18 protein-coding genes are annotated in these 22,408 nt (G+C 57.1%); 2 read left to right on the top strand and 16 right to left on the bottom strand.

Annotated elements, in window-relative coordinates:
- Positions 1-12: 12 nt before the first annotated feature.
- The 13 genes from xseB to BLP10_RS21740 all read right to left on the bottom strand — a co-directional run bounded on the left by xseB (position 13) and on the right by BLP10_RS21740 (position 13,697).
- Positions 13-264: an exodeoxyribonuclease VII small subunit gene (gene xseB, locus BLP10_RS23420; RefSeq protein WP_091139463.1), complete on the bottom strand. Its 252-nt coding sequence runs from the start codon at positions 262-264 to the stop codon at positions 13-15.
- 17 nt (positions 265-281) lie between these two features.
- Positions 282-1,793 carry an exodeoxyribonuclease VII large subunit gene (locus BLP10_RS21680; protein WP_175494003.1) on the bottom strand — a complete coding sequence of 504 codons (1,512 nt, stop codon included), beginning with the start codon at positions 1,791-1,793 and terminating at the stop codon, positions 282-284.
- Between the two features lie 158 nt (positions 1,794-1,951).
- Positions 1,952-2,449, bottom strand: coding sequence for a hypothetical protein (locus BLP10_RS21685; RefSeq protein WP_175494004.1), 498 nt, complete (start codon positions 2,447-2,449; stop codon positions 1,952-1,954).
- A 1,447-nt stretch (positions 2,450-3,896) separates the two neighbouring features.
- Positions 3,897-4,112: a hypothetical protein gene (locus BLP10_RS21690; RefSeq protein ID WP_091139468.1), complete on the bottom strand. Its 216-nt coding sequence runs from the start codon at positions 4,110-4,112 to the stop codon at positions 3,897-3,899.
- A gap of 569 nt (positions 4,113-4,681) precedes the next feature.
- Positions 4,682-4,867 carry a WGR domain-containing protein gene (locus BLP10_RS23910; RefSeq protein WP_091139471.1) on the bottom strand — a complete coding sequence of 62 codons (186 nt, stop codon included), beginning with the start codon at positions 4,865-4,867 and terminating at the stop codon, positions 4,682-4,684.
- Between the two features lie 21 nt (positions 4,868-4,888).
- A protein-coding gene (locus BLP10_RS21700; protein WP_091139474.1) for an IS3 family transposase occupies positions 4,889-5,997 on the bottom strand; the annotation gives its coding sequence in 2 pieces (ribosomal slippage) (positions 4,889-5,745 and positions 5,745-5,997; 1,110 coding nt in all).
- 191 nt (positions 5,998-6,188) lie between these two features.
- Positions 6,189-6,989, bottom strand: a complete 801-nt coding sequence (locus BLP10_RS21710; RefSeq protein ID WP_244510755.1) for a CYTH domain-containing protein — start codon at positions 6,987-6,989, stop codon at positions 6,189-6,191.
- 854 nt (positions 6,990-7,843) lie between these two features.
- Positions 7,844-8,281, bottom strand: coding sequence for a hypothetical protein (locus tag BLP10_RS22985; protein WP_139165568.1), 438 nt, complete (start codon positions 8,279-8,281; stop codon positions 7,844-7,846).
- A 936-nt stretch (positions 8,282-9,217) separates the two neighbouring features.
- The gene (locus BLP10_RS21720; RefSeq protein WP_091139481.1) at positions 9,218-9,934 is read right to left on the bottom strand and encodes an ABC transporter ATP-binding protein; all 717 of its coding nucleotides are present in this window, start codon (positions 9,932-9,934) and stop codon (positions 9,218-9,220) included.
- Complete coding sequence (locus BLP10_RS21725) at positions 9,934-10,650, bottom strand: ABC transporter ATP-binding protein (RefSeq protein WP_091139484.1); 717 nt, start codon at positions 10,648-10,650, stop codon at positions 9,934-9,936. Before BLP10_RS21725 ends, BLP10_RS21720 begins: the two co-directional genes overlap by 1 nt.
- The gene (locus tag BLP10_RS21730; protein WP_091139486.1) at positions 10,628-11,581 is read right to left on the bottom strand and encodes a branched-chain amino acid ABC transporter permease; all 954 of its coding nucleotides are present in this window, start codon (positions 11,579-11,581) and stop codon (positions 10,628-10,630) included. The genes BLP10_RS21725 and BLP10_RS21730 overlap by 23 nt, the downstream gene beginning before the upstream one ends.
- Positions 11,578-12,462: a branched-chain amino acid ABC transporter permease gene (locus tag BLP10_RS21735; protein ID WP_091139488.1), complete on the bottom strand. Its 885-nt coding sequence runs from the start codon at positions 12,460-12,462 to the stop codon at positions 11,578-11,580. Before BLP10_RS21735 ends, BLP10_RS21730 begins: the two co-directional genes overlap by 4 nt.
- 119 nt (positions 12,463-12,581) lie before the next feature.
- A complete protein-coding gene (locus BLP10_RS21740) occupies positions 12,582-13,697 on the bottom strand; it encodes an ABC transporter substrate-binding protein (protein WP_210183653.1) in 1,116 nt (371 codons plus the stop codon).
- A gap of 298 nt (positions 13,698-13,995) precedes the next feature.
- Here BLP10_RS21740 and BLP10_RS21745 point away from each other — a divergent pair, with 298 nt between their 5' ends.
- Positions 13,996-15,387: an amidase gene (locus tag BLP10_RS21745; RefSeq protein WP_091139493.1), complete on the top strand. Its 1,392-nt coding sequence runs from the start codon at positions 13,996-13,998 to the stop codon at positions 15,385-15,387.
- A gap of 498 nt (positions 15,388-15,885) precedes the next feature.
- Here BLP10_RS21745 and BLP10_RS21750 read toward each other — a convergent pair whose 3' ends face one another.
- The 3 genes from BLP10_RS21750 to BLP10_RS21760 all read right to left on the bottom strand — a co-directional run bounded on the left by BLP10_RS21750 (position 15,886) and on the right by BLP10_RS21760 (position 20,536).
- A complete protein-coding gene (locus tag BLP10_RS21750; RefSeq protein ID WP_091139496.1) occupies positions 15,886-18,093 on the bottom strand; it encodes an alpha-glucosidase in 2,208 nt (735 codons plus the stop codon).
- A 299-nt stretch (positions 18,094-18,392) separates the two neighbouring features.
- Positions 18,393-19,511 (bottom strand): ABC transporter substrate-binding protein, encoded by a 1,119-nt coding sequence (locus BLP10_RS21755; protein ID WP_091139497.1) that lies wholly within the window; start codon positions 19,509-19,511, stop codon positions 18,393-18,395.
- Positions 19,512-19,999: 488 nt separating this feature from the next.
- Positions 20,000-20,536, bottom strand: coding sequence for a hypothetical protein (locus BLP10_RS21760; protein WP_091139499.1), 537 nt, complete (start codon positions 20,534-20,536; stop codon positions 20,000-20,002).
- 970 nt (positions 20,537-21,506) lie between these two features.
- Here BLP10_RS21760 and BLP10_RS21765 point away from each other — a divergent pair.
- Entirely contained in the window at positions 21,507-22,139 is a 633-nt protein-coding gene (locus BLP10_RS21765; protein WP_139165569.1) for a dienelactone hydrolase family protein, read from the top strand.
- Positions 22,140-22,408: the final 269 nt, after the last annotated feature.

Here is a 22,408-nt window from a genome sequence, read left to right on the forward strand (position 1 = left end):
CTCGCTTTTCGGTCACGCCTTCATCGGAAGTCTATCCGTTGAAAAACTGCGGCCGACCTGAGCGTTCAGTTCAGCCCGGACTGCATCCAGCCGACTGCGGCAGATCTCGTACGACTCCAATGCTCTACGGGTATCCTCCAGTAGAGCGTCGACATCAGCCGGTCCGCCGCTCCGCAGCCGGTCGGCGATCGCTTGGAGAATGCCAAAGTGTTTGGCGTACAATCCCGTTGTCGCAGACGAACTGCTCTCGGCGTTATACATCATTGTTCTTTCCTCCTAGGCTATGAATTAGGTGCGGTAGCGTCATCGCGGCGGACGTGCACGGATCCGCCCGCGATCATTAAGGTGACAGCAGAGCTGAGTTGCGAGAGATGGCGGATTGGGCAGCAGTTCTGGTCGAGGGCGAGGGCAAAGCCACGTTCGAGGGTGCCTTCGATGCTGAAGGCGCGGATTTCTCGATGAAGACCCTGCAGGGTGAGATCTGCTTGTTCCAGCGCGTGCTTCAGAAGGCAGGTGATCTCGCACTTCATGCGTTCAAGCTCCCTGCCCTCCCGCTCCAAAGAAAGCTGGAACAGACCAATTGGACCAGCGTCCTGTCCAAACGAATGACAAAAGCCGTGCGAAACGCCGATCAACTCGCGGAAGAGTCGCTCCAGATCCTGCCGATTGGCGTCTAGCCTGCTTCGCAGAAAGACTCTGCAAGTGATCGCCGCCTGCTGACCTCCTTCGATCTGATGTTCCTGCTCCTGGAGGCAGGTTGCGCCACTGCGAAGAAGCTGCTCTCTCAAGCTCTTCAGATGCTGCGCCTGTTGGCTCAGGCAGTTGTCTACGACCTTGCGGATTACCCGGTAGTCGATCATCACCTGCTCCGCCCGGCTTCGGATCAGATCAAGCACCAGACCGATGGCTTTGCTCGGAGTATCAGCTGACCGCCAAGCGATTTCATCGAGCAGGGTGTGATCTGTGGCATGACCCAGGCCGGTGATAACCGGCACCGGGAAAGTGCAGATCAATCGGGCAACATCCTCGAAGACGAGAGAAGCCAACCCTACCGAGTGTCCACCACCTCGCACCACCAGGAGCACATCAAGCCCCTCCCCTAGGGCAACATCCCTTGCCTGTTTCAGTGCGGCACATAGCGAGTGTCGCGTTCTGGAGCCCTCGAAGCTGGCCGGGAATGACACCGAAGTGGCGATGCCTGTCCGCTCCATACGCTCAAGCTCACATCGAACGTCGGCATAGCCGGCCGACCGCTCGGGATGAATGATGCCAATGCGCAGGATATCGATTGGTTCGGGCAACTGACGCTGACGGCAGAAGACCCCGTCTTCAATCAAACGCAGGCGAGTCTCTTCTCGCACTTGGTCCAGGATTCCCAGGGCGGGGACTGGCTCTAGGTCTGAGATCGCGGCCTGGAGGTGGCGGCTCGGGTGGAACGTGGGCCTTATCCTGACCCAGGCGTTGCTGCCCCTCACGGCGGTAACCTCCAATGGCTCACCAGTTGCAGCGACTAACTGCTCGGCCACCGCGGACGGTAGGTAGCCCCGTAGCTGTGCACTGGTGGAGAAGTTCTGGGAATCTGGTTCAATCAAGTCCAGGGTATAGCCTGAACTAGCCTGGGCAACAGAGAGGATGGTTGCTTCGACCCACACCTCATCCGGTAGGGCAGCGCGAATGGCTTCGCGAGCCTCCGTTGTAAATTGCCTGAGGCCCCACCGAGGGATTGGGCGAGCCTCACCCGCCGATTGCTCTGTGCCTGACGAGGGCAGCTGGCCGCGTTCATGCACGAACATGCATGGAGCTCCTATCATTTGTCGGTGTTGAAGATTCCCTCTCCTGCCCTTTCGAGCATCAGAGCTATGGTCGCAGCTTTCTTCAGGGGATTTTTCGTTCAATCTTCGCCCGAGAGCTGGCTTACCTCTTTGTCTGATATCGCCTGCTCACAACGCGCTTAGATGTTTCTAGGTGTCTTCCACGGAACGAATGAGATGTAGTTGAAGGTGACGAACAGCACAGTCAGTGACTTCTGCACGGCAATGCGCATCTCCTCCGGCTTGCTAGTGCTAACATCATAGATGAGTGAGCAAGCTTGGCCTGTGCGGTCTGCCTGGGTTTCAGCCCACATCAACTCGATGTCTAGGTGCCCGGGCGTATGCGTCACCACATAGCCGCCGATCCGGTAGGACGCAGGGGCGTTGAGGGTGAACGTGGTCTGCTCCGTTTCCCCTTCTAGGTTGACATCACCGATACCAGCAGCATGACCTTTAGCTCCTGGTCCGCGTTTGCGGAGAGCGCCTGTGAAGGAGAACCGAGACCTAGGTGCTATTGGGATGAGGTCGATCAGCCGACAGGCGTCCTCTAACGAGAAGGTAGGTCCGTCTGCCACGAGACGGTCCAGGATAGCGTGCGCCTCCAACCGGGCGTTCAACTTGATATGATGTTTATTCATGATGATTGGGTGATTCAGTGATGTGGCCGCACCGTCACAGCGCGATGTGCAGCGTTGGTAACCAACGGATCCGACCTTCAGTTGCTGTGCTCAGGTCGGACTGTTCTTTTCAGGGGATTGTCTGTTTTATTCCCTCAGAAGAGGCACTCTTCTTTCAACTCTCACCCAGGTAGCGCGCGTACGGATCCCTCGCAAACCGTTCAATGACTCAATTCGGTCATTGCTTCTGGCCAACGCGGGAGTTTCAAAAATTTGAAGGCCACTACTTCGACCGCATTATGATCCTGCAGTGCATGCCTTGATATCTGACGTGTGGCCTCGGCCCGCACGATTTCAAGGTAATGATGGCCAGGAGGAATATCTTAGTCGATCAAGTGACCATTCCTGGACGGGTCGTGCGTTACCCGTCTGAATTGCTCGCGCAGTTCGATCCAGCAAGCGAGCCGGCAGGCGACGATAGCACGCGCACGAAACGTGCATAGACGGAATTGGGCAGTGGGTTTACCTTTGCCGAGCTATCGACAGCAACGATGACGCGGTCGTGTTTTGATCCTACGAGTACCGCAGCCTCGGAGTCGCCAAGCGTATTCTAAATGTGCATCACTGGGCGAAGGATGCCAGCAGTCCGCAACTATCTTTCGTCGAGCAATTTAGGATCCTGGCTGTGTGAAGGCTATGCTGGAACTGAAGCCCCCCGGTCGGCAGAGAAAATACCCGATTGAATATGAAAACGCCCTGGTCGAGAGTTTAGGCGGAAACTCAACCAAGGCGTAGGCGATGTGGGTAGACACATTGCGCCGCTACAATAAACAGTCAATCGTTAACATTCTATCAATTCAGGATTTATCACTGCTGTGGGGAGCGCCCTGATCGGAGCATGGCCTCGTTATTCCAATCAGGGCGCCTGCGGCTTCGGAGAAACGCGCGCCTGAAAGATCAGATGTTTCAGGCGAAATATCAATGGTGTCAGAATCGAAACCGTCGTGATCCCCTTTTTAGGAATAGACGAGATCCTAGTCTGTGGGCTCGGTGGCTTTATCAGACAGTAAACGCAAAAGACCAATCTTGCGCCCGAGAGTAACCTAGCCCATCGCAACCGGGGCGGCCGAAATCCAGGAAGAGCAGGATATTGCCCGTAGTCGGCGAGCAGCGGATCTTTGAAAGCAATACATTGATCAAGCGTATTGGCGCTGATCGGGACCTAGGCACCAAGCGATCGGTCTGCATCGAGCAATCCCGTGTCATAACTTGATGAAGCCCAAGGATAAACTTGAGAACCGATCTTTGTTCAGCGACTGCGGCACAGGAGAGTTAGCAGCCCGCGTTAGGCAAAGAAAAAGGACTGGCGATAACCGTCCCTTTGGGACATTCAGATTGTTCGAGACGCAGCTCCAAGCAGCGTCTCAACTCGAGTAATGCGACCATTCTCGATTTCAGAATATAGGTTTCAGGCAACTTTGCTTTCGTTCTGGGACGCGATTGCTGTGAGGGTAGCCTCGACACCTTGCTGTAGGCGGAATTCGGTCAGCTGCTGGCGAAGGCTCAGATACAGCGGCCGGAAGGCTTGTCCTTCCTGTTCAACGATATCGGCGAGAATATTGACGGCCGTGAGGAGTTTCTCCTCTGATATCGGTTCCCGGTCGGTGCGTGGCCAAGCCGTCATGGTGTGCTCCTTAATAATGAAAGAGCACAGTGCCGGGAGGATCTTGCTGCGAAGTTAATCTTAGGAGATCCATAAACGGGAAACGCCATTCTATCCCATGACAGGCGTCCGAGCGAAAGGTGACTTTGCACACAGTGTCTGCGGGTCTGTCTTCATCCTTCTCGCACTTTCCATCCCAGCTATCGCAATTGAGATGGGGGATGTGTTTTCACCGGCAAAGGTCTTGGGCAGAGCGCTGTTTCTGTCCGCCGAACGGATTGAGACACATTTGAAGTCATCGAGCAGGTGTTTGCTACAAACGCCAGGAAATTTTGTGATCGTTAATCCGGTCTGCATCAAACCCGTGAGAAGAAGGAACGATGCGTCGAAGACACCAAGTCGTCCAAGCGCAAGCAGTTCATTGTAAACTGCCGGACACGGATGATCATCACTAAGTGTGGTTCCTCTCGCCCAAACCTCCAGGGGGCCCGTGGGTCCCAGTCGCAGATACTAATCCAAGCATACATGCCAGCGAGTTGTTTCAGGTGACCTGTCCGAAGAAGTGCTAGCGTCGGCAAGAAGCGCGAAGCCTACAGATCCGTGAAGCCTTTCTGGCGCTGAATTTCTGCCCATGTCTCCAAGGCTTTGATGGCCCCTACTTCGTCGGGGAACAGCTCGACCTTGTCCTGCCCTCTCGATCCCACAGGCCCCCAATTGTGGACCAGCCGAATTGTGCCGAACAAATCCCGTTGGACCTGCCCCGAACGCTGGACCACGGCCGAGCGGGCTTTCCGGCCTCACGGCCCCATCGGCTGGCTGGGAGCACCGATGGATCTGATGAACTCGCTCGGGGTCTTATGCCCAATCGAGCTGTGTGGTCTTTCGCCATTGTACTCGTGTCTGAACGCTTCACATTTTAGCCTGGCATCAGCCAGAGACAAGAACCAGTTCTGATCGATGCATTCGGCCCGGACCTTGCCGTTGAACGCCTCCACGAAGCTGTTATCGGTGGGTTTGCCAGGACGGGAGAAGTCCAGAACAACCCCATGCTGGTAAGCCCACAGATCGAGAGCACGCGAGACGAATTCGGGGCCATTGTCCACCCGAATGGTTTGCGGAACACCATAGAGGCCGGCTACCCGGTCGAGTGTCGTAACCACGTCAGCGCCGGTGTAGCGGAAGCGGACATCGATGGCCGGCGAGAGCTTCGAGAACGCATCCACAATCGTCAGAATCCGGATCTTGCGGCCGTCGAAGAGCTGGTCGGACAGGAAGTCCATCGCCCAGACCTCATTCGGGGCTGAGGGTGCCTTACGGTCCGAGCGTACCTTTGCGGCCACCTTCCGCTTCGGACGCTCGTTCCTGATCTGCAAGCCTTCTTCGACATACAGCCGGTAGACCCGCTTGTGGTTCACGCGCCATCCCTCCCGCTGCAACAGCACGTGAATGCGGCGATAGCCATAGCGCACACGCGTCTCGGCGATTTCCCGGATGCGCTTGGACAGGGCAGCCTGCGACAGGCGACGCGAGCGGTAGAAGTAGGAGGATTTCTGGAACTGCAGCACGCGACAGGCCCGTCGGATCGAGACCTGGAACGCACCTTGCAAACCATCCACCAGCCGCCGCACCCGCGCAGGCTTCAGAGCTTTTTTGACAGTACGTCCTGCAGCATGGCTTTGTCGAGCGAGAGGTCCGCCACCATCTGCTTCAGGCGCCGGTTCTCCTCCTCGAGCTGCTTGAGGCGCCGCACCTCCGAGGGCATCAGCCCGGCATACTTCTTGCGCCACCGATAATAGGTCTGCTGCGAAATCCCGGCCCGGCGGCAGACCTCCTCGACGCTCGCGCCGTCATCGACCTGCTTGAGGAGCAGAGCAATCTGCTGCTCCGAAAACCTGGACACCTTCATGGCCCGTTCCCTTCTCCCAGCCAGGGGAGATTACGGGAAAATTCCCACTTTGCCTGGTCCAGTTTCCAGGGATCAGGTCACCGCTCGATCATCAGGCTGTAGTACCGCGCCTGTCCCTGCTCCGGGTCACGACGGTAGAGCACCAAATAGTGCCGGATCGGCGAGCGAATATCTGCCATCGCAGGCTGGGCCTAGGAAGTTGGCTTGGTCCGGATTGTGAGTTCCATCTCACGCATCATCGCAGCCTCTATGTCTTTGAGGCTGACTTCAGTCGCACCACCTATGCCAGAGGCGGGACCCGCCGACGCCCTGGTCTCGTGGACCTGTTTGGCCTTGGGCGGGTTGATCGGAACTCGAGCTTGGGCCGGAAGGCGATTGTCCAGGGTATCGATCAGGCTGTTGAGTGCCACGTCGGATAGGGGCATATCAGGAGCTCCGCCTGTCCCGTTCAAGGCGGCGAGCCCTTGGTTGGTGAATCTAGGCTGTCCGGTAACCTCAGGGCCGAACCATTCCAAGGGGCGGAAGGCGTTCGCCTCTTCGGGACTGCCGAACTCAACAGTTACCAGGTGAAGAAGGCTGGGTCTGAGGATGTGATCGACGAGAGCGATATAGGAACCAATCGGAAGCTTGGCCCGGACATATTCGACCTCGCCGGCACACACGTCGAGAAGAGCGTGAGCATGGGGGATCGGAATCTCTGTCCGGTCCTCGGTCTCTCCATCAGGACCTGTTGCTTGGAGTATTAGGAAGGCCCGGTGTTCTTCGAGATGAACGAAGGAGAGCCGGTTATGCTGCACTGGAAAGAAGCCTTCGACCTGACGGAAGACGCCCTTTTCACGCTGGATGAGGCGCGCCACGGACGAGGGAATGAGAAATCGGCGCTGGAGAGGCATGATACCGTAGGACTGATAATGGATTTGTGAGCTTAGGCCCTCGTATATCCAGTCGTAAAGGTCAGCAACCGTGAACGCTGCGACATTACGGACGATCATTAGGCTGCGTATTTCGTTTCTCTTCAATCTGCAGCTGGCACTATACTGTTGATTGCGCAAGAACGACGTCCTCACGTCAGGTTGTGTTGCGAACTCGGAGAGGCGGCGTGGACAGACAGTTACTCAGTAGCAAGCTCAGCCGGCTAGCAACTCGAACTGCTCAGATAATGAAGGCTGCGCAATGCAGACATACTTCGCCTATCCCTTCCGCGTTATCGGACATTAATGCATGTCCAGGATCATGCCACAGTTCCTTCTGGAATCGATCCACCGCCTACAGATTCTCCAGATGCAGTCGATGACAACCTGTTCGGGTCATCCATGTCCGTTTGAAGGTTCTGCACAGAAACCGTTTGGTCCGGATCACATCGATCTGCTCACGGAACCAGAATTCAAGCGTGTTGCCGTGGCTTCAAGAGCGCGATAGGGATTCCGCCGTCGTCCACGAACTTTGCTATACGTTTCGTTCCCGTGCCATCTGTCAGAGATCGCACACTTCCGGAGCTACTCCAGCAGGAGCAGCGCGTAATGAACCGTCTACCTGTGGATTGTAGAGCGATCGGCAAAGACGCCCTGCTTGGCCATCGTCTCTTCCAGATTGCGTAGGGTGGGGTCGCACGCCAGCCAGATATCACCGTTCGCACAAGAGGCTTACGGAGTGATCGAAATGCCTGCCCCGAGCACGCCACTCCCCACTGCTATTACATCCGATAGAAAGCCTACAAATCCGGAACAACCGATATGCATCAAAACCTGTTGGCGAAACCGGCAGCACCGACTCCTATATCGCTTCTTAAAGCAATGACATCCCTAGTCTCGGCAGGACCTAAATAGAACCAGCAATTCCAAGTCTGTCAGTAATGCTCCTCATCAGAGGATTGGTCTGCCAACCGCTTGATCTCAAACACCGCAGCCGTGATAAAGGCAGAAATCACGAGAAAAGTGGCTACGGCTGTAAGGGATCCTTCGAGAACCCCTGGGTTCAGTCCAATCAACAGGATCAGCAGCAAAGCCGGAATACCAAGGGTAACCGCAGCAAGAATGTAGATTGGATTTACCGCTTTTCTAACGTTGGCGCTCATATCAACCTTGCGCTCCTCCTGCGCCCAGACTTTTACACGTTCCGAGGTATTGCTCACCCGATCAGACGCAGCCTGAAGGCGTGGGCCCCACACGCTAGTCGAATTTTCAGCTTTTTGTTTGATGCCTCTAGGAAAATCATCTTTCAGATCTGACGTGCCGTAATGGCCCACAGGGTGATGCTGAGTTGGCTCCGGCTTCTGGGCTAGCATCTCCACTCCTTCCCTGGGCTGGGGCGGCTTACTCACAACGCTGAGTTTCGCCTCTTCCGAGACAGGGTCAACCGAGTGCACCGGTCGCCCGGCCGTGTTTCCGATTATGCTGGATGGGTCGGGTCGGTCCGGCGCGTTCTGATTACCTTCCACTGGCAAGCTGCCGCTTCGGCTGACGTTGCTAGTCTGCGTGGGTGAAAGGCTAGAGCTACTGTTCCCTTCAAGTTCTTCTAGCACTCCATTGGGCATATCAGCGTCTGGAAGCCTCAGAGCTGCATTCGCCTTCTTCGATGCAGCGGAGCGCTTTGGTTTGGTGGATTTTGACCGATCCGGTCTAGCCTGATCATCCTGCTCTCTGAGATCGTCAACTTCGTTCGGGCGCTTGGGGACTTTGCTCATAAGGTATCAAGATCAGATACCTTGGCATTTTCATGACAATGCTCCTGAGGTCTTCCGCTCAGGGAGCGGCGGGCGTGATGCTCGTTGCTCCAACGCCTCGCTTTCGTCTACAAAGCATTCGCTAATAATGTTTCTTATTATAGGCCTGGGCGAACACACTTGGCCCTAATCGAGTATCCTTGTTGGCCCGACACGTACTCCGTTGGCTGGGAGGTCGCGCCAATGATGTGTCCCCTGTGCAAATTGGAAGTTAAAACCATATGTTATCTCATAAATTCAAAGTGATTGAGTGTCAGCGATAAAATCGATCAATGAGATAGAGTTCTGTAACTCCTGAAAAAGGGATGCTACTTACCTGACCGTGGCGACGATCTGGCGAACTAAACCCAAGAATCCTTCTCAAGACACTTCCAAGAAGTAACAAGCTCTAAATATTGCAGCTACAAGCGTTAGTACGCGTGTCCGAAATCATTTTCCTCTTATGCAGAATCCTAGTTCATGTGCGTCTTGGGCTCGGTACGGCTTGTTAATTGCAGCCTAAAGTCCGAGGTAGGCTTTACGGATCATCGGATGGCCCTGTAACTCCTCCGAGGGACCATCAAGCACCTGCCTGCCGTTTTCAAGCACGTAAACGCGGTGGCTAACAGCGAGGACCTGCTTCACGTTCTGCTCCACCAGCAGGATTGGAAGACCAGTTTCGGCGACACGCCTAATGGCCGCCATCACTTCTTTGACGAATAGTGGCGACAGGCCAAGACTTGGCTCATCCATGATTAACATCTTGGGGCCTAGCATAAGCGCGCGGGCAATCGCCACCATCTGCTGCTGTCCGCCGGATAGCTGCCCTGCCATGGCGTGGGCGTAGCGAGTGAGGTCCGGGAAGAGCGCTTCAACCTTTGCCATGTTCTCGTGCCGGGCAGCCTTTGCTTCAGGCAAGTAGGCGCCCAGCAACAGGTTTTCACGCACGGTCATATTAGGGAATAACTGACGTCCCATCGGCACATGGGCAAGTCCCTTACGAGCCATCTGGTGTGGCCGCGCCCCCTTGATCGCCTCCCCATCAAACAAGATGTGTCCGCTCCATGGGGCAATCATGCCTGAGATAGCCCTAAGGATCGTTGACTTGCCGCTGCCGTTTCCTCCGACGAGACCAACCAGTTCGCCACGGTTTACATGGAGCGATGCCCCGAACACGACTTTCAGCGCGCCGTAACCAAGGTCGACCTTGTCGACCTGCAGAATTCTGTCACCCATTAATCTGTCCCCAGATACGCTTCGATGACGCGCTCGTCGCTCGTGACCTGCTGCGGAGTGCCTTCGGCGATCTTCTCGCCACTGGCGAGCACGATGACATGATCAGACAGTTCGATGATCGCTTCCATGATGTGCTCCACCATTAGGACTGCGAGTCCCTGCGCGCTGAGTGATCTCACGAAAGCGATCATCTCCCGGAGCGCGGGCGGATTCAGCCCAGCCATAATTTCATCGAGAAAAATAACCTTCGGCTTCACAGCCAGTGCCTTGGCTAGTTCTAACCGCCGCCGGCGAGCGAGGTTGAGGTCGAGTGCTGGCTGGTGAGCACGGTCTGCTAGGCCCACCTGCTCGAGGACGCTCATGGCAAGGCGTTCCGCCTCCCTCCGCCGGCCGACAGTAAGGAAAGCGGCAACTAGCACATTCTCCAGAACTGTCAGCTCCTCGAACGGACGTTCGGTCTGGAATGTACGGCCGAAGCCCAAACGGGTCCGCTTAAATGCCGGAAGAGCGGTTATGTCCTTATTAAGCAAAGTAATTGTGCCGGAATGCATTGGGGCAAAACCTGTCACGGCATTGAACAGGGTGGTCTTGCCCGCTCCGTTGGGGCCAATCAATCCAAGGATTTCGCCGGAGCCGAGGGATAGTGACACGTTGTTAACGGCCGTAACCCCGCCGAATTTGACGGTGATGCCGTCAGCTCTGAGCACGTTTGGCATAGAGCCTCCGAATATGTCTGCGGGCCAATTCCCCAACAATGCCGCGGGGCAGGAAAAGCACGACTATGAGGATTAGGATTCCGTAGATCAGCATGTTCGCCTCGGCGAATGTAGTACGGAACATCTCTCCTGCGCCGATCAGAACGAGTGCACCGACAGACGGGCCCCAGATCGTTCCTCGCCCACCGATAATAGCTGTGAGGGCGATCTGCACAGACAAGAGAAGGGCGAATATGACGTGCGGCTCAATGAAAGCGAGCACGACTCCGTAAATGCCACCGCCGATCGACGTGAGCGCAGCCGAAAGCATGAATGCTTTCAGCTTCGTCGCTGTCGGATCGATCCCTGCGGCCATGGCAGAATCTTCATCCTCGCGAACAGCTCGTAACTGATAACCGAACTGAGCCCGAGAGATTACGATGACCGTCGCAACCACCACAGCCGCAAAGGCAAGCGCCATATAGAATTGTGCCGTTCTCGAGAAGAGATCGATGCCGAAAGGCTCTGGAAGTGTTGCCAGGAACACGCCCGTAGCACCTCCGGTCAACCACTCCTCGTTAATAGCGATCAATCGGAGAATCTCAGCCACTGCGATAGTCGAGAGTGAGAAGTATGGTCCGCGCAAGCTGAAGGTCAGCCACCCCCAGAAATAACCGAGGATTGCCGCAAATACTGCGGCCATGGCCATCGTCCACCAGGGTGCAAGACCAAACTGGCTTTGTCCGATCGCCACAAAATAAGCCCCAAGGCCTACGAACGATGCGTGGCCAAGGCTCACTTGCCCATTCCAGCCGCCGAGCAGGTCCCATGACGTGGCCCAACCGGCAAAGAGCAGGACAGAGATCGCAATCGTCAGGTTGTTAGGGAAAATGGCCGGATAGGCGATGCCAACAGCGAGCAGCACGCCGAGTCCAATGAGATGCTTGATCATACGCGCTTCACCGTCCGTCCAAACAGGCCCTCGGGCCGGAAAAGCAAGATCAGCAGGAATGCAACCAATCCATACGCCTCGCGGTACTCGGACATGAAGTAAGATGCACCCAGAACCTCGACAACGCCAAGAAGGACACCCCCAGCGATCGCCGCACCCACGTTCCCCAAGCCGCCGAGAACAGTCACGACGAAGGCCTTCAGGGTGAACACGGCTCCAGTATTGGTCGGGGTTGCGAACAGGAGCGGGATGAGCGTGACGCCGGCCATCACCGCCAGCATGACTCCGAGGCCGAAGACTATGCTATGAATCCGCCGCGTGTCGATGCCGACGAGTTCGGCGCCGAGCCGGTTCTCCGCCGTACCACGTATAGCGCGCCCAATCTCAGTTCGGTTCAGCAGCGTATAGAGCGCCGCGATCATGACGACCGTTGCGATTCCGGCGAGGAGCAACACCATAGAGACATTGACGCCAGCGATCGAGAACGTAGACGATGCATACGACACCTGCACAGAGCGGGGCTCGCCCCCGAAGGTGAGCAGGATCGCATTGCCGATGATCAAGGAGATTCCAAGTGTCGCTAGCAGCGCCGATTCCGGTGGTGCATCAACGACCCGTGAGAGGACGAAGCGTTCGACGACAACACCGGCGAAGAAGCCAATCGGCATCGCGAGAAGCAAAGACAGATATGGATCCCAGCCCAGCAGTGCGTTGAAGAGGACGGCACTGTACATGCCGAGCACGACGAAATCGCCGTGAGCGAAATTGATCGTACGCATGACCCCAAACACAAGGGTCAGGCCAATTCCGATGAGGGCATAAACGCCTCCCATCAGGACGCCGTTGGCGACGTTCTGCAGAAGAATATCTAGACCGGCCATTCTTATTCCTAATTGATGGCACTTCGATCGTCTGCGCGCCAATGCGCAGCTACGCGCCAGTCGCTAAATGTCAATGTTGCCTTGATCGGGCTGGTGGCAGTGCCACCAGCCCGGCTGGGTCAGCGGGTTGACCATTCCGGCGTGGGGTGCTGCGGCTGCTTCGCTGCAAGATCATCCGGGAATACGGTGACGTGCTTACCATCCTGGATCTGCAGAATGAGGCTTCGGATCGGGTTCTGCCCCTGGAAGCCGTCGGCGCTCTTGAAGTTGACTGTGGTCACGGGCGTCGTGATGTCCGTGGTAGCCAGCGCCTCACGCACGGAGTCACGCGACTTCGGATCGGCACGACGCAGCGCATCTGCAGCAACCATCAGTGCGAGATAACCCTCTGCCTCGTAGAACGAGGGTTCACCACCTGCCTTGGCCTTCAGGCGTTCATAAAGCTCCTGAGCGCCGGGGTACTTAACGTCTTGGCTCCAGCTGACGGCTGTTGCTATGTAGTCAGCAGATTTTCCGACCTGCTGCACAAAGCTCGGGAGAGCTGCAGACGTATCGATCGCAATCACCTTGGCGTTCAAGCCGACTTCACGCATCTGGCGGGTAATCGCAACACCATCCTCCGCATAGGACACAATGTAGAGGATATCAGGATTGGCGCCGCGGAAGCGGTTCAGGATCGGTCGGAAATCAGTGACACCCTGATCGTAGGCTTGATCGCCCACAACCTTATACCCGCGCTCAGCGGCAAGGCGTTTGCCCTCTTTCGCAAGGGAGGTTGGCCACGCGCCGTTACCGTACAGCATAGCAACCGTTGCGAGAGGTGCATCCTTCTTCGTGCTCTTGAGATGATCGAAATAGTCAAAATAGGCCTTCGCAACAATCGTCGAGTTGTGCTTCGCGCGGAACACCCACGGTGAACCGGGTTTCGTGATGCTGTCGTCGGCGCTACCCAGAACGATCATAGGGACCTTCTGGCGTGTCAGGAACTGTGCCAGTGGACCTGTGATTGAGGAAGCGTAGGAGCCGATAACAAGCGGAACGCCCTTGCTTGCAAAACTCTCCGCCGCAGCGAGCGCGCTCTTGGCCTCGGACCGGTCGTCTTGGATCGTCAAGGTCAGCTGTTGCCCTTTGATGCCCCCGTTTGCGTTGATTTCATCGAGTGCGACCTGAAGGCCAGTGCGATAACGTTCGCCGAATGCGGCGAAGTTCCCTGAAAGGCTGTTGATAACGCCCACTTCAACCTGCGCCTGAGCCGGAGTACCGACCACAGACAGAGTGGCTGCCAATGCAGCGGCGATAGCAATCCTCATTTATTCCCTCACCTTGTGTCTGCTTCAATAGAAAGCGTTAGCTGCCGTTAAGCCCGCCATGCAGCGCGTTACCCTAGTGCGCGTGCAAGAACCTTGCCAAACACTTTTTGTCGACTGCATCCAACTGGATAACATCTTTCATTGCAAATCGGTGGCTTCCACGGTTCACATGCCCTAGCTGGAATAATGAAGCTGTTGGATTTAACATTACGAGGAACGCTGAATGGTCGCTCTGGAAAATGATCCCCTTGGGCGTGAAGGGCTGCACGAATTCGCCCAGCGGTTTCGAAATGGCGAAATCTCGTCTGAGCAAGCAACTCGGACGTACCTCTCCCGCATCGAAGTGCTCGACCCGTCACTCGGTGCGTTCCAGCATGTTGCTGCCGAACAGGCGCTTAAGACCGCCTGCGCAATAGATATGCTTTTTGCGGCCGGCACTGACCTTGGGCCGTTGATGGGCGTGCCGGTTGCGGTCAAGGATCTGTTTGTCGTCGATGGTATGCCAACAACAGCCGGCTCCAAAATGAACATCGATGATATCGCTGGGGAGGAAGGTCCTCTGGTCAGGAGCTTGCGCCAGGCAGGGTGCGTCATCCTCGGTAAGACAAAAACCGTTGAGTTCGCTTTGGGCATCACTGGCGTTTCCAGCGCTCACGGAACGCCAGTGAATCCGTGGGATGCACAAACTCCGCGCTTGCCAGGAGGCTCGAGCTCCGGTTCAGGCGTGGCAGTCGCTGCCGGTTTGTGTGCGTTCGCCATTGGCTCTGATACGGGCGGCTCGGTTCGCGTTCCTGCCGCATTCAATGGAATATTCGGTTTCAAGCCGACGCCCGGATTCTTCTCAACGGACGGGGCATTCCCCCTGGCGCCCCATCTGGATACACCTGGTCTGCTGACCCGCACCGCGCGAGATACAGCTTTGGCTATTGCTGCGCTGACAGGTAAGCCCGAAGCCCGCGCTTTTCCAATCGAGGTGCTCCGGCTCGGCGTCCCACAGGAGTACTTTTTTGACAATCTCGACCCAGTTGTCGACGCGCAGATCAAAGGAGCGCTGGAGGCCCTGTCGGCTGCAGGATGCCGGTTGAGCCCTGTTTCCGTTCCCGAGGCGAGAGAGCGTGAGCGCTATTTCCCCGCGGTTCTCCCGGCATGTCTCATCGCGACGCTTGGCCGAGATCGCTTTCTTGCCGCTTGCAACCAGATGGACCCGATTGTCGCACAGCGCGCGGCGTCTGGCCTTGATGTGACGGCAGCAGATTACTTGGCTCTTGAGGCGCAACGAACCAGATCGCGACGGAGCGTATCCGAAAGGTTTTCTGGATTCGACGGTTGGGTCACTCCGACGACCACGACGCCTCCGCCTCCTGTCACTGACCTGGACGACGGACGGAAAGCCCTTGAGCTTGCACTGGGCATGACGCGCAACACTCAGCCTGCGAATTACTTCGCATGCCCTGCCGTGAGTATCCCCCTGCCGCAGAAGCCCGGGTGTCTCCCGGTAGGACTGCAGATCATCTGTCCAGAAGGCGCCGATGTGCAAGCCCTGTCGGTTGCACTTACGATTGAGCAAGTGATCGGTTCGTCCATGGCTCCGGATCCGGCATGCTTCATACGCTGATCAAGAAAGGAATCGTGGGTGGGCTCTATGATTCGCGTTTGGCACTTTCAAGAGCGTTGATAACTGTTAACCGAACCGAGTGAGCCTCGCGATATTTGCCTTATATTCGAGGCCACCATGGGCAGGTCGGTCTTGGTGGGATGAGGCAAGCCTTTGTCCCATCCGCCTTCTCGTCTTCGGGCGCGTGGCGTGCGTTCCGCGAGAGGAATACAATTTCTCCTCGCTCGCCTTTGCGGAGCCTGGACAGGGGGCGGAGGAAACGATCGAGCTCTCGCGTGTACCCATCAGTCAGGATCTCATTGGCTGAAATCAGAAGCGAGGTTCGACCTAACTGCCATTTGTTGCCACAAACACTAGAAAGGCCGCCCACACTGGCGGCCGTTATTCTGCAAGCACGAGTTGGAGGTCCGCATTCGCTCTCCGGATAGACATGCGGCTTAAGTCTGAATCGTGCTAGAAGCTGCTCTTCTACTCGTTGGTCGCAATGGAGCTTTTCCCTCAGTTGAGAACATCGGCAGCCTTTAGCCCTTCGATGATTTCATTCGTCGACTCTGCTCCCTTTCGCAGGAATACTGCAGGCCTGCCCACCGGCGCGGGTGCCCGGGTCCACTCACCGGCCCTCCCCGCACTGGCGCCTGTCCAGAGATCGGTCCACTCGGCACCTTCTGGCCAGTAGACCTCGACCGAGGTGGTGCCCTTGTCGACCACCGGCACGATCATGAGGTCAGGGCCAAGCAGATATTGGTAGCGCAAACCGTACGTGTTGCGATCCTCGGGGTAGTGGAGGAAGAGGTGCCGAGTGAGCGGATGACCATGGGAAGCGGCGACCGTTACATGGCGCTTGCGATAGGCTGCCAGCCCCTTGTAGACTTTGGTGAAGCGCGCCGTGTGCGCCAGCAGTTCAGGACTCGAGTCAAACTGGGCCGAGATTGCGGGAACAAGACCCTCATGGGTCCGCAACACGGCCGTAAATGCGTTGAGTTCCGTCCACCGCATCAGCAGTTCCGGCGTGCGTGCGATGAGAGGGATATCCCGTCCAGCGACATCAAACTTGAACGCGCTGTAGCCGCCTGTATCGCTGTGGATCAGGCTGGCTCCTGACATGCCGCCGGAGAGCATGCCTACGACGGCGGACTTGATGCCATCGTACTCGCTCCAGTTCTGGATCTGGTCCCCGAGCCAGAACAGCGTGGCCACCCCCGGGCTCTGGGTGAAGCCGGACCGGTCGAAGAACACGATGTCGTCGCCCCTCCCCGCCTCCTCAATCGCCTCGCGGGCGACCCGCGCCCATTCCTGTGCATAGCGGTTGTGCCAGACGGCCGGATCGGCACCGTCGTGCAGCTTTCCATCGAAGGGCAGCGCCTCGCCGAAGTCATTCATCCAGCCGGAGGCGCCCGCCTTCTCCATCATCTCCTTCTTGATCACGCCCTTGATCCAGGAGCGGGCGTCCGGATAACTCAGGTCGACAAGTGCTGCGGAGAAGGTGGTGTTCTGGTTGAGGAATGGGGTCCCGTCGTCATTCCGGACGAGATAGTCCTTGGCGAGCGCCTCGGTGTAGAGGCTGTTATGACCCTCCTCCGTCGACAGGAAGGGATTGATGTACGTCAGCATGCGCGCGCCCTGGCGCTCCAGGTCAGCCACAAGCTGCTTCCAGCCCGGATAGTAAGTCTCGTCGAGCTGCCAGTTCCACCAGAGCTGCCGACCCGTCGAGGTGACGCGCACACCTGGCCAGTCCTGGAGCCAGACACCTGCGAGCGGAATGCCGGCATTGTTGACTGTGTCGATCTTGCGGCGCACCACTTCCGTACCGCCCTGGGTTCCGAGGATGAACCCCTCATGGACCCAGTCCGGTAGGACCCGCATGCGGCCGGTGTACTCAGTGAACGCCTCGATCAGCTCGAGCGGCGTTCGCCCATAGAGGATACGGCCGGTCATGGTCGTGGCCCAAACCTTGACCGCGATCTGGTCAGACTGGCGCATGTCGAAGGTGCTGTACTCGATGTTCTCCAGGAACAGTGAGCGCAAGCGGCTCGTCAGGTAGTGAGGCACCGGGGCTTCGGTCACAAGGGGCGTTCCACCGCCCCGATCGGCGAGAACGTCGATGATCTCGGTGACGACGGGTTGGCCGCGGCCAACCCCGTGTTCCTGCACCAGAATAGGCAGGACAAAGCCCTTCTGGTTAACGTAGGTCAGCTGCTGGCCGAAGCCGAAAATGGCTTCGTCGGTCACCGATCCGACAGTGAGACGGATGCGGTTCACGTCTGCCGCATCTACGGTGATGACGAAGCGCAGGTGAGAGGGCGACACTGCCTCGAAAGCCAGCTTGTACCCGACGGTTCGGGCGGATCCTCTGAGCGTCCCTGTCACCAACGCTCTGTTGCCGTCGATTACGATGGCCTCGATAGTGGGGTGTGTGAAGGCACCAGAGACGGTGTCGGTAATCTCGAATGATCCCTCGGGCGTGCCAAACTCCCGAATGTCCGCGGTGGCAATTTCGGCGGTTAGGAAGTCATCGGCCACGGTTTCCCAGATGATCCAGTCCGGGGCACTTCGATGCGCGACTTGCAAGCGCGTCGCTGCTTGGGCCAGTATGAAGTCTCCAAGCGAGTGGGTTTTAATGGCCGGGACCTGCGCACAAACGTCATGAGGCAAAGAGGTCGCTGCCAGCGCACCCGCACCTACCCTGAGGAAGTCACGACGCTTCATGCAAACCTCGTTCCCAGGTCGTCAGATTACTACCATCTCATGTGTTCAGCCTCTAAGGAACGACCGCTTTGGGTCAAAGAGTAACGAACAGCAATTGAAGTAAATGTCTACTCACCACGTCATGAGCAGACGAAAGCATTTCTTTCGGGATGTACCATTAGTGGACCTCTTGCTCATCAGGGGCAGAGCTAGGTTGATGGGCGCGCAGGGCCATGAGGGTTATCTACCTGCGAGTGGTCAGGCGTCATTGTTCAGCCTGTTGATTGTCATTATAGCCGGCACCTACCTGCCGGCTGGGCCTATTGAGTCAACTTGCTGTACTTTCCGTCCCTCCAGACGTTGATGTCGTAGCGCGGGTTCTTCACGTCGCCCTTCTCGTCGAAGCTAACGGCACCGATCACTGTATCCACGCTCGCGCTGCGCAAGGCCTTTGCTATGGCGACGGGATCTGTGCTGCTTGCCTTGGCGATCCCGCCAGCGATCGTTTGAACCACAGCGTAGGAGAACAACGTGAAGCCTTCAGGCACGAAGTTGATGCGCTGGAACTGCTCCATGGCAGCCTTGGCGGCCACATTATCGCGGGCATCCGGTGGGAAAGTGAACAGGGTACCTTCGCCTGCGGGTCCGGCAACCGACCAGAACTCAGGCGTGGCGAGGCTATCGCCCATCATGAGCTGGAACTGATAGTTCTGGTCTGCCGCTTGCCGTTTGATCAGCCCAGCCTCCGTGTGATAACCGCCGAAATACAGAAACTCGACGCCCGCGCTCTTCAGGCGGTTCACTACGGCAGTGTAATCCTTCTCACCGGCATTGATACCTTCGTAAAATACTTCGTTTACGCCGGCCTTGTTGAGGTCTTCCTTCACCACATCGGCAAGGCCTTTGCCATAGGCGCTCTTATCGTGCAGGATCGCAATCTTCTTTGTGCCGTACTTCTCCTTGATCCAGGGCCCAATGAAACGACCCTGCGCATCGTCGCGTCCATAAAGGCGAAGAATCGTAGTGTAGCCATTCTTCGCTGCGTCGTCTGTCAACTTCGGGGCGCTTGAGGCAGGGCTAATCATCAAGATGTTGCTCTCGCCATAGATCTCGGCCGCGGGAATAGACGAGCCTGAGCAGGCATGTCCATCAACGAACTTGATGCCCGCCGACAGGATACGATTGGCAATGGCAACCGCCTGTTTAGGGTCGCAAGCATCGTCTTGGACCGATATTATGATCATCTTGCCATTGACACCGCCGTTCTTGTTGATTGCTTCGGCTGCGAGTTCGGCTCCGCGCCTTATCTGCTCCCCAATCGATGCGACGGGACCAGTCATTGGACCCGCGACCGCGATGGTGATGTCCTGGGCGTGCGCGATCCCAGTTGCAGCTAAGAGAGAAAGGACGGGTAAGGAACCTAATAGTCTGGCGCTCATAATGCTTCTCCCGTTTCTTGGTGAGAGGGCCGGCAACCCAGCTTCGTTTAGGCGATCCAGCCGCAACTAGGTAATGTTATCGTCCGAGGCGTGGCCGATAGCGAAATCGGCCAGACTTTTCTTGAGACCACTGGCAAACGGAACTAACGCAAGGGCCAAACTTAAAGAACACTGAAGCGAGTTGGCAACAACTGTGTTGAATACGCATCCTGAGCCCATTCGGTCAGCATGGGGGCACTATGTTTTCCTTGAGCATAAAGCTAAAGCGGAAACGATGGCAGTTGAAACATACGTGATCAAAGGGGCGCACCTGGGTCAGCACTGAACTACGTCCGCTGGCAGGAACATCTGGTACTCCTATCCGAAGCGGATCAAGCGCTTAGATCTTGGAAGTGCGATAAGGTGACTATTCGTAGTATACGATCCGCTTTTCCAGATCTTCGACCGTTCGTGCTGGTTTCGCTGACCACAGGCCCCAGGGATGGATCTCAATCATGAGAACTGTTGGCATGAGCCAGGCACAGATCTGCTATAAGCCATAAGGCGCAGGCGATGCCCAAGAGCCAATTCCCGCTTCGCACCACATCGGCGGCCACCGGAATGCGGCTGATCATGGGGCCGAACCCTGAGGCTCTGCTGGGAGCACGCTCACCCAGCACCCTACCAAAGAATTCGGGAAACGAGCCGATGAACTTCCCGCCTGCATGCAGCAACAGCACCGTGGCTCCCGCCAGGAGATGCCCGCGCATAAACAAGTCGATGGCCAACAGGAGAGCCGCGGTCGCAGAGAGGCGGTTGCCAGTGCGAAAGTGGCCGAGGGAGTAGGCGATCCCGGCCGCGAAGAACATGCACGCCGCGATGGGCGGCAGCGGATTGCCAGCGAACGTGCCAGTCAGGCTCATTTCCTGGCCGAGCAGGAAAGGCGTCAGGAACAGCAGGACATTGCCCGAATTGTAGAGGATCCCCGCCGTGCGGACGGGTTCGGGCAGGAGCTTGGTTGCTGCTGGGGGCAGAGCGGAGGCCATAGGTCGTCCCCAATGCGAGATAGTGTTGTTCCGAATTCAGTCTTGGTTCGCCATTAGGGTGGCGACCTCGATAGCGTCTGCCTGGCTCTGTCAGCCGTCGGGCCGTTCCTGTGATCACCGCTTAAAAGGGACTGATTCGAATCGATCAGGCTGGCGTTCAGAAAAGATGATGGTTCATGCATCCGCCCGTCCTCCGCCATTTGGGGGAGGGAGATCCCTTCGGTCTAGGTTAGCTTGAGCAGATGTATTCGTGCGTACTTCTCCGCTGCTATGAGCCTCGGAAACCATGAATCCGCACGAGAGCTTCTCCGACCTGATTGGGCACATCTACGACTGTGCCCTGCGGCCGAGGAGCACCGTGCCCTCATCGAGGCCATCGCCGCGCGATGCGGACCGGGTCAAGAGCCTAGCAAGGGCGCACATCCGGGAAGCCCTGCGGTCACGTCTAATGCTGTTGCAGGACCGCTAATGGAAACAGGCCTGGAACAGAGCCGGGATCAGCGGCTGACGCCTTCGAAATGTCTAAGATGGGTCAACGGGTAACGAAAAACCAATGAAACCAAGATCTGATCACCGCCTCATGAGCAGACCAAAGCGCTTCTTTTGAGAAGTGCGAGAGGCGAACCTCAGATCGCAAGACTTTCTGCTAAATCTTTGATATACTGACCGGCCTCGCAAGGCGAACGACATCTCAGATGTTCGGGAGGCTATCATGCTTGACAAGCATGTCTTCCTTCTTGCTGTCAGTTGCCTCTCCTGCATACCCTCAAGCCATGCTGCTGAACTAGTGAGGTTCGAGAGTGCCGCGGTTCCACTGAGCGAATTCCAGCAGCGGCGTGCGCAAGCGAAAGGCGAGACCCTTCAGCCCCCTCGGGGCGACGAGGTACGAGCATACGTCGTTAAGCCTCCCGGCAACGGACCATATCCGGTCATCATCTACCTCCACGACTGCGGGGGGTTACCGCCTGAGGTGACCACAAGCGAATTCGGCGCTCAAAAGAACTTCGCTGAATCCTCGCGCGAAGTATTCTGGACCAAGCGCCTGACGTCCTGGGGCTATTCGGTACTGCTGGTGGATAGCTACAGCTCTCGTGGCATCAAGGACACCTGCGCCAACCCGACCTTCGACGCCACTCGCGTTGCCGATACCTATGGAGCTCTCGCTTATATCGCCAAGCAACCCTGGGCGGACCCGCAGCGCGTCGGCCTGCTGGGGTTCCAGACAGGCGATGTCTGGCGGATTCCTGCGCCTGCGGACACTACGGCCTTTATCGTCAGGCCCGAACGCTTCAGGGCGGCAGTGGCCTTCGTCTATTCCCCACTATGCGCCGTTAAGTCCCGCATGGCAGCTCCCACCCTGGTCATCAATGGGATCTCTGTCCCCGATGCCGTTGATAGATGCCCTCGGGTCACCACGCAGCAATCCGCGGGTGGAGCGCCTGTCGAAGAAAGGGTGGCCCCTACCCTGTTCAAGAACTTCGAGCCCACCTCACCGATGCCTGATAAGACGACGTTCTCGGAATGGCTCAGGTCAGAACCCCAGAACGCTGAGATGGCGGCGGCTCACGTGAGGGATTTCCTCGCTCAACATCTCAAGCCGTAGTCATTGAACGGGATCGAGGATGAACCAAGCCAACCTATTGAACAGCCTTGTCGGGGATGGCCGGATCAGCGGCACAGCCATCTATGGCCCTCACGGCCGGCGATCGGCGTCCTTCAGCGGCTGTATCGGGAGGCGGACGGCGGAGGCCTCATCTATGCTGACGTTGCTGTGGGTGGCTTCCTCGGTTCTGGGACGTACTGCTACGTTTTTCCTTGGGAGAACCTAACCTTCGATCCCGTGCTGGATGGATATCGCGTTAGCCAAGCTGA

It is taken from the genome of Microvirga guangxiensis, assembly GCF_900102135.1.
Lineage (GTDB): Bacteria > Pseudomonadota > Alphaproteobacteria > Rhizobiales > Beijerinckiaceae > Microvirga > Microvirga guangxiensis.

What these genes read in the sequence shown, in the direction of transcription:
- BLP10_RS21750 (WP_091139496.1), bottom strand. Translation starts at nt 18,093, where the DNA reads ATGAAGCGTCGTGACTTCCTCAGGGTAGGTGCGGGTGCGCTGGCAGCG.
- BLP10_RS21725 (WP_091139484.1), bottom strand. Translation starts at nt 10,650, where the DNA reads ATGCCAAACGTGCTCAGAGCTGACGGCATCACCGTCAAATTCGGCGGG.
- BLP10_RS21680 (WP_175494003.1), bottom strand. Translation starts at nt 1,793, where the DNA reads ATGTTCGTGCATGAACGCGGCCAGCTGCCCTCGTCAGGCACAGAGCAA.
- BLP10_RS21730 (WP_091139486.1), bottom strand. Translation starts at nt 11,581, where the DNA reads ATGATCAAGCATCTCATTGGACTCGGCGTGCTGCTCGCTGTTGGCATC.
- BLP10_RS21710 (WP_244510755.1), bottom strand. Translation starts at nt 6,989, where the DNA reads ATGATCGTCCGTAATGTCGCAGCGTTCACGGTTGCTGACCTTTACGAC.
- BLP10_RS21690 (WP_091139468.1), bottom strand. Translation starts at nt 4,112, where the DNA reads ATGACGGCTTGGCCACGCACCGACCGGGAACCGATATCAGAGGAGAAA.
- BLP10_RS22985 (WP_139165568.1), bottom strand. Translation starts at nt 8,281, where the DNA reads ATGCTAGCCCAGAAGCCGGAGCCAACTCAGCATCACCCTGTGGGCCAT.
- BLP10_RS21735 (WP_091139488.1), bottom strand. Translation starts at nt 12,462, where the DNA reads ATGGCCGGTCTAGATATTCTTCTGCAGAACGTCGCCAACGGCGTCCTG.
- xseB (WP_091139463.1), bottom strand. Translation starts at nt 264, where the DNA reads ATGATGTATAACGCCGAGAGCAGTTCGTCTGCGACAACGGGATTGTAC.
- BLP10_RS21760 (WP_091139499.1), bottom strand. Translation starts at nt 20,536, where the DNA reads ATGGCCTCCGCTCTGCCCCCAGCAGCAACCAAGCTCCTGCCCGAACCC.
- BLP10_RS21720 (WP_091139481.1), bottom strand. Translation starts at nt 9,934, where the DNA reads ATGGGTGACAGAATTCTGCAGGTCGACAAGGTCGACCTTGGTTACGGC.
- BLP10_RS21685 (WP_175494004.1), bottom strand. Translation starts at nt 2,449, where the DNA reads ATGAATAAACATCATATCAAGTTGAACGCCCGGTTGGAGGCGCACGCT.
- BLP10_RS21755 (WP_091139497.1), bottom strand. Translation starts at nt 19,511, where the DNA reads ATGAGCGCCAGACTATTAGGTTCCTTACCCGTCCTTTCTCTCTTAGCT.
- BLP10_RS21745 (WP_091139493.1), top strand. Translation starts at nt 13,996, where the DNA reads ATGGTCGCTCTGGAAAATGATCCCCTTGGGCGTGAAGGGCTGCACGAA.